At 67.0% G+C, this 12998-nt stretch carries 10 protein-coding genes and 3 tRNA genes; 7 read left to right on the top strand and 6 right to left on the bottom strand.

The window, feature by feature from the left end:
• The first annotated feature begins 325 nt into the window (after positions 1–325).
• The gene (locus F4554_RS29240; protein WP_179790824.1) at positions 326–1303 is read left to right on the top strand and encodes an ROK family protein; all 978 of its coding nucleotides are present in this window, start codon (positions 326–328) and stop codon (positions 1301–1303) included.
• 863 nt (positions 1304–2166) lie between these two features.
• On the opposite strand, the gene F4554_RS29235 is transcribed toward F4554_RS29240, so the two are convergent.
• Complete coding sequence (locus F4554_RS29235; protein WP_179790823.1) at positions 2167–2769, bottom strand: hypothetical protein; 603 nt, start codon at positions 2767–2769, stop codon at positions 2167–2169.
• Between the two features lie 347 nt (positions 2770–3116).
• Between F4554_RS29235 and F4554_RS29230 the strand changes: the two genes are divergently transcribed.
• On the top strand, positions 3117–3344 hold the full coding sequence (locus F4554_RS29230) for a hypothetical protein (protein ID WP_179790822.1): 228 nt from the start codon (positions 3117–3119) through the stop codon (positions 3342–3344).
• Between the two features lie 250 nt (positions 3345–3594).
• Here the strand turns inward: F4554_RS29230 and F4554_RS29225 are convergent, their stop codons facing one another.
• Positions 3595–4128, bottom strand: coding sequence for a pyridoxamine 5'-phosphate oxidase family protein (locus tag F4554_RS29225; RefSeq protein WP_179790821.1), 534 nt, complete (start codon positions 4126–4128; stop codon positions 3595–3597).
• A 1062-nt stretch (positions 4129–5190) separates the two neighbouring features.
• Here F4554_RS29225 and F4554_RS29220 point away from each other — a divergent pair.
• From F4554_RS29220 to F4554_RS29205, 4 genes are all read left to right on the top strand, one after another.
• Complete coding sequence (locus F4554_RS29220) at positions 5191–5922, top strand: formylglycine-generating enzyme family protein (protein WP_179790820.1); 732 nt, start codon at positions 5191–5193, stop codon at positions 5920–5922.
• Positions 5923–6847: 925 nt separating this feature from the next.
• Complete coding sequence (locus F4554_RS29215) at positions 6848–7495, top strand: helix-turn-helix transcriptional regulator (protein WP_202889510.1); 648 nt, start codon at positions 6848–6850, stop codon at positions 7493–7495.
• Entirely contained in the window at positions 7492–8712 is a 1221-nt protein-coding gene (locus F4554_RS29210) for an FAD-dependent oxidoreductase (protein WP_179790819.1), read from the top strand. Before F4554_RS29215 ends, F4554_RS29210 begins: the two co-directional genes overlap by 4 nt.
• Positions 8709–9335, top strand: a complete 627-nt coding sequence (locus F4554_RS29205) for an NAD(P)-dependent oxidoreductase (protein WP_179790818.1) — start codon at positions 8709–8711, stop codon at positions 9333–9335. The genes F4554_RS29210 and F4554_RS29205 overlap by 4 nt, the downstream gene beginning before the upstream one ends.
• A 699-nt stretch (positions 9336–10034) precedes the next feature.
• Here F4554_RS29205 and F4554_RS29200 read toward each other — a convergent pair.
• The 4 genes from F4554_RS29200 to F4554_RS29185 form a co-directional block, all read right to left on the bottom strand.
• A tRNA-Phe gene (locus tag F4554_RS29200) sits at positions 10035–10111 on the bottom strand.
• Positions 10112–10146: 35 nt separating this feature from the next.
• Positions 10147–10220 (bottom strand) — tRNA-Asp (locus F4554_RS29195).
• A gap of 54 nt (positions 10221–10274) precedes the next feature.
• Positions 10275–10347, bottom strand: a tRNA-Glu gene (locus tag F4554_RS29190).
• Between the two features lie 186 nt (positions 10348–10533).
• Entirely contained in the window at positions 10534–12399 is a 1866-nt protein-coding gene (locus F4554_RS29185; protein WP_179790817.1) for a metallophosphoesterase family protein, read from the bottom strand.
• Positions 12400–12500: 101 nt separating this feature from the next.
• Between F4554_RS29185 and F4554_RS29180 the strand changes: the two genes are divergently transcribed.
• The gene (locus F4554_RS29180) at positions 12501–12902 is read left to right on the top strand and encodes a metallopeptidase family protein (RefSeq protein ID WP_202889509.1); all 402 of its coding nucleotides are present in this window, start codon (positions 12501–12503) and stop codon (positions 12900–12902) included.
• The last annotated feature ends 96 nt before the right edge of the window (positions 12903–12998 follow it).

The raw sequence follows: 12998 nt of genomic DNA, 5'->3' as shown, positions 1-12998 counted from the left end.
GGGACGGTCGGGCATAATAAGTCAAGGGTTCTATGAAAAATAGCCACGAAGGAGGCGCCGCATGGCACGAGTCGAGCCGGCGACACCGCCCCTACTGCGTAGACTTAACGCGGGCCGTGTCCTTGATGTGCTGCGTACGCACGGACCGCAGAACGTCACCGACGTTGCGACACGAGCAGGCCTCTCCCGCGCGACCCTCGATGCCGTAGCCGACGATCTGATCCGCGTCGGTCTTGTCGCGGAGGCCACAAGCCCGACGGGCGACGGGGCGCGCGGCCGTGGGCGTCCGCCACGGCGCCTTCGGTTCCGGGCCGAAGGTGGCAGGTTGCTTGGCATCGACATCGGTGTGTACCGGCTGGAGGTCGTCGTCACCGATCTGGTCGGCACGCCCCTCGCGACTCGTGTGCGTCAGCTCGATCCGACGATGACCCGGCCGCGGCGGCTCCGCGCGGCCCGGCAGTTGAGCACTGCGGTCCTGGAGGACATCGACGCGACCGCGGCCGATCTGCGGGCCATCGGTGTCGGAACGCCAGGAATCGTCGACGGGGAGACCGGCTCAGTCACGTTCTGCAACGCTATGCCGGGATGGTCTGGGTTGGCCCTCGCCGCGGAAGTACGGAACGCGTTCGGTTGCACCGTCGCTGTAGAAAACGACGCCAACCTCGCCGTCGTCGGCGAGTGCTGGAAAGGTGCCGCTCGCGGCTTTGACGATGTGGTTCTGCTGATGGCCGGCGAACGCATCGGTGCGGGCATCGTAATCGGTGGCTCACTCGTCCGAGGAAAGCGCGGCGGCACCGGCGAGATGACGTTCCTTGGGATGCTCAGAGACAGCAATCCGACCGAGGGGATCCAAGAGTTCGTTCATACCGCGGCCCGTCGGCAGGTCGACCATCTGGTCGCTGGCGGGGATGCGCGGTCTGATGCGGTACGGACCCTTGTCCGCGACCTCGAACCGCTCCACGGTGTCCACGTCGGCAACCTCGACACGATGCTCGCCTCAGTCCAGCGCGGGAAGGCCACCGCGCTCCGTCAACTGGAGACCGCCCTGGCTCGGCTCTGCGCCGTCTCTATTGCCGTGACGACGCTGATCAGCCCGGAGCTGTTCGTCCTCGGGGGACGCGCCCCAGCCGCGGAGGAGCTGATCCTGCCGCCCATCGTCGAGGTTCTGCACGGGATCTCCGGAGCCGGAGTCGAACCGCCCCAGGTGGTCGTCTCGTCGTTGGGCGAGAGTGCTGTCGCTCTCGGCGCCGCACACAAGGCACTCGACCTTGTTGAAGCGACACTGCTCGACGCGCTTGCGTAGGAGGGCGGGACTGACCTGATCGCAGTCAACGCCCACACCTCCAACGATGGACGAACCCCGGGCCCGGCACTTTCGCCACCCACGCGAACGACGTCCAGACGCCCCCCTGGAGCGAGATGGTCGACGGGGACCGAGCCGTCGGGCGGCCCGACCGGCATGAAGTCGCGGATCGAGGACCGTGCTCCAAACGCGGCGAGCCCTCAGGGACGGTCACCCGGCTGACTCATTGGACGTAACTGCCAGGACGAGAGCGATAAGGGTTCTTCTGCGTACGTGGCGCGTGGCCGGCGTCGGCGAACGCAGGCGAATGAGACCAGGTCTGAGACCAGGTTGGGACGGGATGGCCGCACAAGATCGCCAATGTAACGCCCGCCCGCACGGCGTTCACCGATGCACTGCAGCGAGGCACATCACAGCCGAGACCTTCGGGGGGTGCCTCCGACCGTCCGCTTCCGAAGCGGGCAGCGCTGAGGAGGCTCGATGAGCGACTCCAGTGACGCCGACGGACGCTGTTGGCGTCATCGTTGGCGTCATTCCGACCAGCGCGGATTCACGTGGAAAGTGAATCCGCAGGTCAGAGGTGGTGGGCAGGGGCGGGGTCGAACCGCCGACCTTCCGCTTTTCAGGGCCAAGGACCCACGTTCGCGCGGCTCCGCCTCGGTACGTCTGCGCAGGTCAGCACGATCCGCGGTCCTCGCCGACCGGTCGCGAATGTAGGCGAATGAGACCAAGTCTGAGACCACACTCAGGCTGTGACGCGGACCATTCGAACGTCGATCGCGTCGCTCCGTGATCTTCGGCCCTTTACCGCTCTGCTTCGGCTTTCAATCTGGCTGGTTACGAGGCGGATGCGGGGGGATCGGTCACTGTGACCCGTCGATGATGTGGTGGACCTCTTCGATCACAGGCTCCGTTCGTGCAATCTCGGTCATCTCGCGATCGACAGCGGTACGGGCAAGTTGATCGAAAAAGGCCCGGAGAGCTTCTTCGCTTTCCCAGACGGAGATCATGCGGAGTTCGTCGCCATCGCAGTAGCAGACGTGGTAGAGCCGCTCGGCCGGTGCGCCGAGCCCAGCTTCATCGAGGGACTTGGCGATCTCGTTCGACTGTCCGACGTTCATCCCGGGCGGATCGAACTTGACCAAGAGACGCCTAGCCACCCTAGTAGCCGTCCGTTGAGGCTTGATGATGCTGTGTACTCGGTAGACATCGGGTTCCTGCAGGACGACTCCGAGTTCCTTGAGAGTAGGAACGAGCGTTTCGGCGAATTCCTGGAACTGCCCCGGGCCCAGGTCGGGCGGCGAATCCCAGACGTCGACAACCTTCAGCCGGTCCTTAGGCCCGTACGTGACATGGTAAAGGCGGCCTGGGGGAGAGCCGGCGCCGGTTTCCTCCAGCATTACGACGAGGCGGTCGTACGTCTCGACGGTCATGATGGCCAGTTCGAACTTGAACAAGAGCGCCATCCTGACCACCGCCTTCCCTGCGGTCCCGCCACCGAACTGGTCGCTTTGTGAGGTCCCGCCGACGGGCGGTACGCGAGGGCGAGGCGTGCACGGGCAAGCCTCGCTTCATCCATACTCGCACCGTGATGCCGTCGAGGGACAACGAGCCGGCTGGCAGACACTCCGTCCCATTCGTCCGTGTTCGCGCCGCCGTTCACGCAGGAACGACCGGCCTCAGCCCGCGCCCGCGGAAGTCTGGGCGAACAGCCGTGAACAGCTTGGGGAGATGGGGGTCGTGCTGGCCTGCGCAAGCCCCCATCCGCGCGGCTAGACGCGACGCGACCGCCGAGGACCTAAGCTGCATCGACATGGCAGAGGTTGTCCTACGTGTCCGTTTCACCGGTGGCGGCGAGCACATCGACCTTACCTACGACGAGCCCCACATCGCCGAGGTTGATCAGGTCATCGAACACGTCGTCACACAACTGGCGCAGGATTCCGGAGTGCTTCGCACGAGGCATGGAGACCGGCTCGTCGTGCTGTACGGCCGCGGCGTGGCCGCCCTCGAAGTGACTCCGCGTGGTGCGGTGCTGTGATGGGAACGGGCGACTTTGCGAACAGCACTGCCGCCTCGTGCGCGCGTGCATGTTGGACGCGCGCGGGCGTTTCGAATGCACAGCCTGTTGCCACGCTGGAGAAGGTGGCGACGCTAACCGCGGTCGCCATGCGCCGCTTCGGTGTACCGAGGTCCGTCGGGTCGGAGTAGGCATCGAGGGTTGGCTGCGTCGTTGACATCCCGGGCTTGGCTTGGCGCGAAAGGCTTAGTCGGGGCAGACTCCCATGACCTCAGCTTTGTATAGGGGCGCTTCCTTGCGTCTTGGCGTGTTCCCCTTCGGCCTGGTGGCGGCGGTCTGGTGAGTCGCCGTGGACTGCTTGGCCGCTGTTGTCAGGCATCAGATGACTCGGATCGACTTGATCAGGCTTCTTGCGCCGACCCTGGATGATCTCGCCGTGCATCCGGATGACGTCGACTCTGCCGGAATTCGTCCACGGCTCGGGTAGCCGTTCGTGCAGACGTGCGACCTCGTAGGAATCGGTGACTGGTTCGGCATGTCCGCTGAGCGTGACAGTCCATCCCCATCCAAGATCAGGGTCTATGTAGTCAACCTCAAATGCGGCAAGGTCGTGCTTGGTGGCTGCGTCGAGCTTGGCGCCGCCATTGGTCTGAAAGACGATGCTGCCCTGATCGAAGACGTATGCCACTGGATGTACAGCAAGAAGCAGGCGGTCGACAAAGACGAATCGTCCAACCTTGTTCTGTCTTAGAAGCTCGAGACACTCACTTTGGTCAAGGACCTCAAGTCCATACGCGTCGTACATGGCGTCCCCCTGGTGACGACCCGGGTGCGTTATCCACGGTGCGCGGCGATTCGAGGGGATGGGTGGGCGCATAGCCCCGACTGGGTCGTCGCTCCGCCACACAATCCAGGAGTCGTGTTGCTGTGCAGAAGCTGTCCGCAATGCCCTTGAACATGCCGGGCGGCCTAAGGCCAATGGTCCCGGCACGCTCAACCGTGCTGCCCTGACGGCAGATGCCCGGAACCGCACTGCCGTCACGCGTTGCACTGGACGGCGGTGACCACGCACCGACCCGCGTGACAGGACTCCGCCGGTGTGACTCGGCGAGGGCGCGCTCCGACTGCGGACGCATTGGACGCAATGGCCAGAACCCTGCGGCGACCTTCCGCTTCCGAAGCGGAGCCTCACAAGTCGCTGACCAGGCACGATGCCGTCCGGTGGTCTCACTTTCCGGCCTTCTGGTCTCACTTGCAACGGCTCCCGACAGGCATCTGCCGGGAGCCTCTAAGTCGCTGACCTGGAGGAATGTGGTGGGCAGGGGCGGGGTCGAACCGCCGACCTTCCGCTTTTCAGGGCCACGGACCCACGTTCTCCACCCACCGCCGCAGTACCTCTGCGCAGGTCAGCGCCATCTACGGCCATCGCCGACTATCGGCGAACGCGGGCGAATGAGACCAAGTCTGAGACCAGCAGTGCGGCAATCTCGGTGACCTGAACAGTGGCACATACCAGGTCGGCCTCCAGGTGCAGAACGTGTCCATCACCACGCCGACTGGGCGAAAACTAAACGCCACGCTCAACCAGATCGGCGGACAACTGGCGTCCGCTGATGCCAAGGCAGCCTCCACAGCCGCCGGAACACTTATCGGTCGGACAGCTTGTCCGCACCCGAGTTCTGCACAGGGCCACCGCAAGGCTCGACGCGTCGACCGTCAGGCTTGGCCTTGCGGCCCTGTGCAGGTTCCGGGTACACCGCTTGCAATGGAACCTCAGGACCTCCTTGTGGGACGTAGGCCGGATGACTGAGACCGTGCCCGTCCTAGGACCGATGCCTGCCGTGGGGGGAGCTGCGACGCTTCTCACATGCCGACACCACCGCACCAACCCTGGATCGACATACCCGCCGGAACGCTCGTTCGCGGTACGCCGTGCGAGGACGTCTCCGCGATCTTCGCCCGACACGACGATCTCCCCGTTGACATCGCGTGGTTCCGCAAGGAGTGCCCTCGTGCGGAGGTCCCGATGCCGGCCTACACCATTGCGCGTACGCCGGTGACCCATGCGGACTGGGAATTCTTCGCCCGCGACACCGGCCTCACGAACCTCGCCGAGCCCGGACTGCCCGACCATCCGGTCACTGGCATTCGCTGGAACGATGCCGTGGCCTATTGCGCATGGCTGAGTGAGCAGCTCGGAGCGCAGGTACGCCTGCCCACGGAGGACGAATGGGAGCGCGCCGCCCGTGGCGCCGACGCACGGGAGTACCCGTGGGGCAACGCCTACCGTCCAGGGCTCGCGAACCTCGTCGACGTCAGGGCCGGCGGAACCCTCCCGGTAGGTTCCTTCCCAGACGGGGCGAGCCCGTTCGGCGTCCTCGACCTGGCAGGCAACTGCGACGAGTGGACGGCCACCGTCTACCACCCTTACCCGGGGGCGCCAACCGAGGTGCCGCAGGTTGATCCGTTCGCCCACGACCCCCACCTCACCCGGGGTGGTGCATGGTTGCACGATCGGGACCTCGCACGATGCGCGAGACGGCATGGCCTCTACGACGAGTCGCCCACCGTCGTGGGATTCCGCATCGCCGCCTCGTGAGCCTCGCCCGCGCCGAAGCGTGCACCACCACCAGGACCCAATGGCTCCCTCCCAAGGCAGTGCAGGCACTCAAGCCGTGATCAGACCACGCAGCTCGGGGAGGCGTTCCACGCCTCGACTCACGTGGCTCTGTCGCCAGTGCTGGGGGCGATGAAGGTCCGTCTGCGTGCGGGGTTCGTTGCCGGCGTGGGCGAACGCAGGCGAATGAGGGCCGGTCTGAGACCACGTGGGACGGGATGGCCGAACAAGATCGCCTATGTACCGCCCGCTCGTTCGGTGTTCGCCGATGCGCTGCAGAGAGACCCATCCCAGCAGAGAGCTGCGGAGGACGCCTCCGACCGTCCGCTTCCGAAGCGGAGCCTTGCCGACCGCTGACCAGGCATGATGCCGTCGCTGGTCTCAGTTTCCGGGCTTGCTGGTCTCAGTTGCGACGGCTCCCGGCAGGCATCTGCCGGGAGCCTCTGAGTCGCTGACCTGGGGAAATGTGGTGGGCAGGGGCGGGGTCGAACCGCCGACCTTCCGCTTTTCAGGGCCACGGACCCACGTTCACCATCCTCCGTCTGGGTACGTCTGCGCAGGTCAGCGTGGTCCCCGGCCGTCGCCGGCCATCGGCGAACGCGCACGAATGAGACCACGTCTGAGACCACAAGCACGGAGCTTTGCGTCGAGGATCGTCGGCTGCAGGTCGTACACGGGGGCAGCTTCACCGAGTCGCGGATGCGTCACGGACGACCCAACGACGGCGCGCACCACACTTCCTCTTTTCAGCTTGGGGAACGTCGACGGCGGGCCGAATGGCTGTTCGGCGATGGTCGCTGACCGCCCACGTGGGGGCAGTTTCTCAGGCTGGCAAGCAGGTAGTAGTTTTGCGAAACTAGTTTTGAGAGACTATCCTCGGGTTCGAGGTGATGTTGTGACGCGGACCGTGAACAACCTGCTGGCGCTGGCCGTGCTCTCGTACCTGACGCAACGGCCGATGCACGCCTATGAGCTGAACCGGATGCTGAAGGACCATGACGCGGCCCGGACCTTCAAGCTGAGCTACGGCGCGCTGTACGGCGTCGTACGCCAGATGGACGCGGCCGGGTTCATCCGAGCCGCCGGGACCGGCCAGTCGGGCAAGCTGCCCAAGCACACGATGTACGAGCTGACCGACCTCGGCCGCGCCGAGATGCGCGACTGGCTCCAGGAACTCATTAGCGAGCCGCGTCACGAGTACCCGGCCTTCGCCGCCGCCCTCTCGCTGGTCGCGGTGTTGCCCCCGGACACGGTTGTGAGCCTGCTGCGGGACCGCGTGGGCAGCCTGGCTGCCGAGACCGCCGCCATCCGCGACCAGCTCGACGCGGCAGTGGCCAAGGGAGTTTCGGCCCTGTTCCTGGTCGAGGACGACTACCGGATCGCCCTGCTCGAAGCCGAGTCGGCCTTCATCAAGACATTCATCGTACGGATCGAAGATCCCGAGGCCGGCCTGTTCGAGCCCTGGGCGGCTTACCACGCCGGCCAGGCGGTCCCGAACACAACCATTGGCGACGACGCGTCCGGGCCGGGCGACGAGGAAGGACCTACGACATGACATCCACCCGCACAGCTCTCGTGATCGGCGGTGGGATCGCCGGCCCGGCGACCGCGATGGCACTCACCAAGGCCGGCATCGAGACCACCATCTACGAGGCCCGCCCAGACGGCGCCGACGGCAACGGGGTGATGCTCACCCTTGCCACCAATGGCATCGACGCGCTGCGGGCCATCGACGCCGATCGACCCGCCATCGCGGCCGGCTTCCCGACTCCTGGCATCACGCTTCGCACCCACACCGGCAAGCGCCTCGGCCTCACCGCCACAGGCGGGGCGCTGGCCGACGGAACGCTCAGCCACACCATCCGCCGCGCCGACCTGTACCAGGCCCTGCACAGACAGGCCCTCGCGCGCGGGATCCAGGTGGTCCACGGCAAGCGGCTCGTCGGCGCCACCACGACCCTGGCCGGCGTGCGGGCAGCGTTCGCCGACGGCACCAGCGCCGAGGCAGACATCCTGGTCGGCTGCGACGGCATCCACTCCACGGTGCGCCGGTTGATCGACCCCACCGCCCCAGCACCGTCCTATGCCGGGCTGCTCACCACCGGAGGCTATGCCTCCGGCGTCACGGTCCCGACTGCACCCGGCGACTACGAGATGATCTTCGGCAAACGCGCGTTCTTCGGCTATGCCGTCGCCCCCGACGGACAGGTCTGGTGGTTCGTCAACCTCCCCCGCAAGACCGAACCCGCCCTGGGCGAGGTCGAAGCCATGGGAGCCGAAGACTGGCGGAGGACGTTCGCCGAGCTGTACGCCGACGACGCCAGCCCGGCCTTCGAGCTCATCGCCGCCACCGAGAAGTTCGCTCCGATGACGCCCATCCACACCTACCCGCACCTGGCCCGCTGGTACTCCGACCGGATGGTCGTCGTAGGCGACGCTGCGCACGCCCCGTCACCCACATCTGGGCAGGGAGCGTCGTTATCCATCGAGGACGCCGTCGTATTGGCGACGGCCTTGCGTGACCTGGACGCCCCCACGACGGCGTTCCGGCACTTCGAGGCCGTCCGCCGCCCGCGGGTTGAGAAGATCATCAAAGCCGCGGCCAGGATCAACAACAACAAGGCGCCTGGCCTGCTCGGCCGATTCATGCGCGACCTCATGCTGCCCCCGATCCTCCGTGCCACCGCCAACGCCAAGAGCGTCCGCGAGGTTTACGAGCACCACCTCGACTGGCAGACGCCGACAGAGTCGACAACGGGAGTTACTCGATGAAGATCACCGTTATTGGCGCCGCCGGCCGGCTTGGCTGGCACGTCGCGCAGGAGGCCAGCCGCCGCAGCCACCAGGTCACCGGCCTTGCCCGACACCCCGACCGGCTACCCGACCCACGCCTGTTCTCGGCCATCACCTCCGGTGACGGCCGGGACCCAGAAGCGGTCGGCCGGGCGGTCGGCGGAGCGGAGGCGGTAGTCATCACCGTCTCCGGCGGGCGCCGCAACGACCCGCACCAGCTTACTGAGGTGACCCGCACCGTCACCGCATCGATGCAGGATCACGGCGTGCAGCGCTTGGTGATCACCAGCGCCTACCCGCTCGTCGCCACGGACCCCAAGGCGATCATGTGGCTGATGCGAAAACTGCTCGCCACCCCGTACGCCGACACCGCCGAGGCCGAACGCATCGTCACCGCCAGCGACCTGACCTGGACCATCGCACGGCTCAACCGGCTCACCGACCACCGCTCGGTCGGCGCGCCGCACACCTCCACCGGCATGCTCGACCGGCCCATCGGCCTGTCCAGAGCCGATGCAGCCACCCTGCTCGTAGACCTCGCCGAAAACGGTGACCATGCACGACGTGCCATCAACGTCCGCGGGCAGAACGGCAGGAAGTGACCCGATACCGCTGACTCTCGCTGGCCAGATTCACGTCCTGGTGCCCGTTCGCATCAGTGCGCTGTCTGTGTTCACGGCTGTCAGGAGTGCGCCGGCGACGGTCACCAGCAGCCCTACGAGGAACACGCCGGCGAGTAGGAGTCGGTCGTGGTCGAGCGCGGCGAGACCTCCGGCGATCTCGAGACCAAGACGCCGATCACCACGACGGATATGCCGTTATCCGCCGCACATGCGGAGCCTAGAGCTGCGAGCGGTGCTGGACTCATTGGACGCAATCGCCAGAACGAGGCTCGGGCGGCTTGAGTAGCCAGGTTCGTGAAAGGTGGCACGCCCGTCATGTGGCTCGTGGCCAGGCCGGGAGCGTGAGGAGGGTCAGTCTGCGTGCGGGGTTTGTTGCCGGCGTCGGTGAACGCAGGCGAATGAGACCAGGTCTGAGACACGTGGGTGGGACGGCCGAACCAAGGTCGCCCATGCAACGTCCGCTCGCGACAGTGTTCGCCGGTGGGCTGCAGATCGGCGTAGTCACAGCTGAGAGGCTCGACGGCCTCTACACCGTCCGCTTCCGAGGCGGAGCCTCGCAGGCCGCTGAACAGGCACGATGCCGTCGGCGGTCTCAGTTTTCGGGCGCCCTGGTCTCAGTTGCGACGGCTCCCGGCAGGTATCTGCCGGGAGCCTTGAAGTCACTGACCTGGGGGAATGTGGTGGGCAGGGGCGGGGTCGAACCGCCGACCTTCCGCTTTTCAGGCGGACGCTCGTACCAACTGAGCTACCTGCCCATACAACAAGGTGATCGGCTGTGCCGATCACCCAGCGACCCCGACGGGACTCGAACCCGCGGCCTCCGCCGTGACAGGGCGGCGCGCTAACCAACTGCGCTACGGGGCCATGCGTCATGCTTTGTTGCCTTGCGACGTTGAATGCTATCGCACCCATCGCGCGTGCCCCCAACGGGATTCGAACCCGTGCTACCGCCTTGAAAGGGCGGCGTCCTAGGCCTCTAGACGATGAGGGCAAGTCCAGCCGGATCTCTCCGCCGTCAGGGACCGCACAAGTGTATGGGTAGGCCGTCGGGCGGGCCAAACCGGGCACCCCCGGGTGCCTGCATCGCCCACGCCAACCCTGATGACCTGCGATTTGTCCGATCAGGGCGGATCGGGGCGGATCAGGGTCGGTCGACACCCAGGGATCACCCGCCCGATCATCCCGGGTTCGGCCGGCCCTGCCTGGCCGGCGCCCCGGCCGGCGACGAGGTGTCTGACGGAGTGGCGGGCGGCGATCCCGCCGGGGTCTCGCCCGGGGTCTGCGACGGCTCCTCGGTCGGCCATCGGGTGATCGTCGGAGTGGGCAGCGGCGAGTCGGGGTACGGCCCGGTCGGCGTGGGCACCGGGCTCGGCGTGGTCGCCTTCTCCGGCTTGACCTGGTGGCGTTCGATCTGGGCGGACGTCAGCCCCAGCCCGCCGAGGGTGATCTCGTCCCAGGCCTCGAGTTCCTGCGTCGACTTGTCGAGATACAGCACCGACATCTCGATCGGCGCGGGCTTGGACTTCTCCAGCGCCCGCAGCCCGGCCCCGCCGGTCGTACCCTCCTGCATCAGCAGGCTCCCCTTGGGCAGCGTGAGGTTCAGCCGCTTGTGGGCGTGCCCGGTGAGGATCAGGGACGCCTTGCCGTCGACGATCGGGGCTCCCGCGCTGTCGTGGTAGACGATCGCGTCGATCGCCGGCCGCGGGTTGAGGATCGGCTCGCCGTTCGGTCCGACCGTCTGCCCGGGGGAGGGTGTCGCTCCGGGCGTCTCCCCGGGTGTCTCGCCAGGCGTGGCGGTTCGCCCCGGAGTCGCCCCGAGCTCCGACGACGGCTTCTCCTTGTGCGACGCGTCGTACTTGTCGGCGACCCTGCCCATCCCGATCGCCTGGCGTACGACAGCTTCGGTCTCGGCCGGGATGTTCCGGTTGCTCCGGTCGGGGGTGAACCTCGGGTCGCCCGCGCCCAGGAACGTGATTCCCTTCACCTTGCGCACCGAGCCGTCCAGCACCACGACGTTCGGCAGCGCCTTCATCGCGTCCTCGGTGACCGTCGAGTCGTGGTTGCCGCGCACCCAGACGTAGGGCACCTTCAGCGACGGGATGCGGTTGAGGAAGACGTTCTCGGCGCTCGTCCCGTGGTCGGTGATGTCACCGGAGTCCACGATGACGTCGACGCGGTACTGCTTGACCACCGACGCGATCACGTCCCACGCGTGCTCGCCGAGGTGCAGGTCGGAAACGTGCAGGACGCGGGTGACGTTGGAGTCCGGCTGGTACGCCGGCAGCGTGGCGGTGACGTCGTACAGCTTGGTGACGTTCGTGACCAGCCGGACGAGCTCCTTGGAGTACGCGTCGAAGTTGTGCGCCAGATCCTCCGCGTCGCCGATCAGCGACGGGGCGCCGGTCAGCAGCCCGGTGTAGCGGGGCTCGGCGATCGCCCGGGGATGCAGGGTGAGCCCGGCGAAGGAGTAGATCCCTGTGATCGCCACCGCGGCCGCCCCGCCGGCCACCAGCGTCGGGCGGGGACGCCGGACCGCGATCAGCGTCACCAGCATCGCGCAGGCGGTCCCTGCGACCAGGCCACGCCCGGCGGTGGCGTACACACCCTTGCGGACGTCGTTGATCACCTCGCCCTCCAGCCCGGCGAGGACGGTCGGGTCTTCGAAGATCTTCTTGGCCGCGTCCTGGTTGATCCGGTCCACGGTGACGTCGAACTGCAGCGGCCCGTCGTGGCTGTTGATCGCCAGCGTCCCGAGTGGCGGGAGCGACAGAACCGACTGGCCGTGCAGGGACGGCACCAGCCGCATGGACGTCTCCACGGGACCGATCGGCCGGCTCGTCGTACCCAGCACCGCCATCCCGAACCACGCGCCGGCGCCCGCGAGCAGCATGACCCCGGCGACCATGGCGGGCTTTCGGAGGTACGCCCCGAGCAGGACGAGGAGTTGCGCCACCGCCCGTACGGCGGTGGTCACCCTGCGCCTGAGCGCGTCCGTACGGGCGGCGAGATCGGATCCGGGGGGAGGCTGGGGCTGGTCAGGCATCCCCACCGTTGTACCCCACGTCGCCCCCGCCGTCGTCCGGAGTGGCGGGGAGTCGGGGTCGGGTCGGGCAGCTTGCCGTGCCTGGGCGGGTTTTCCCGAGCATGATCAAGCGCCCAGCCTGGACGGTTCCGTTGTGCTCGAATGAGTACGTGCTGGAGATCTCCCGAGAGCAGTTCGAGGAACTCGTCGGTATCGCTTTGGACGAGGTGCCGCCCGAACTCGCCGCGCTGATGGACAACGTCGCGGTGTTCGTGGAGGACGAGCCGCCGGCGGGGGAGCCGGACGACCTGCTCGGGCAGTACGACGGGACGCCGCTCACCGACCGGGACCACACCTACGCCGGGGTACTGCCGGACCGGATCACGATCTTCATGCTCCCGACGCTGCGGATCTGCGAGACGTACGACGACGTGGTGGACGAGGTGCACGTCACCGTCGTGCACGAGATCGCGCACCACTTCGGGATCGACGACGCCCGGCTGCACGAGCTGGGCTACGACTGAGCCGGGCTACGACTGAGCTGGGCTACGAACCGGACTGCGACCGAACGCGAACGCGACGGCACCCGCCGGCCGAGACCCTCGTTGGTCTCGACCGGC

It is taken from the genome of Actinopolymorpha rutila (genome assembly GCF_013407855.1).
Taxonomy (GTDB): Bacteria; Actinomycetota; Actinomycetes; order Propionibacteriales; family Actinopolymorphaceae; genus Actinopolymorpha; species Actinopolymorpha rutila.
This window is presented reverse-complemented; position numbering and strand designations above follow the sequence as displayed.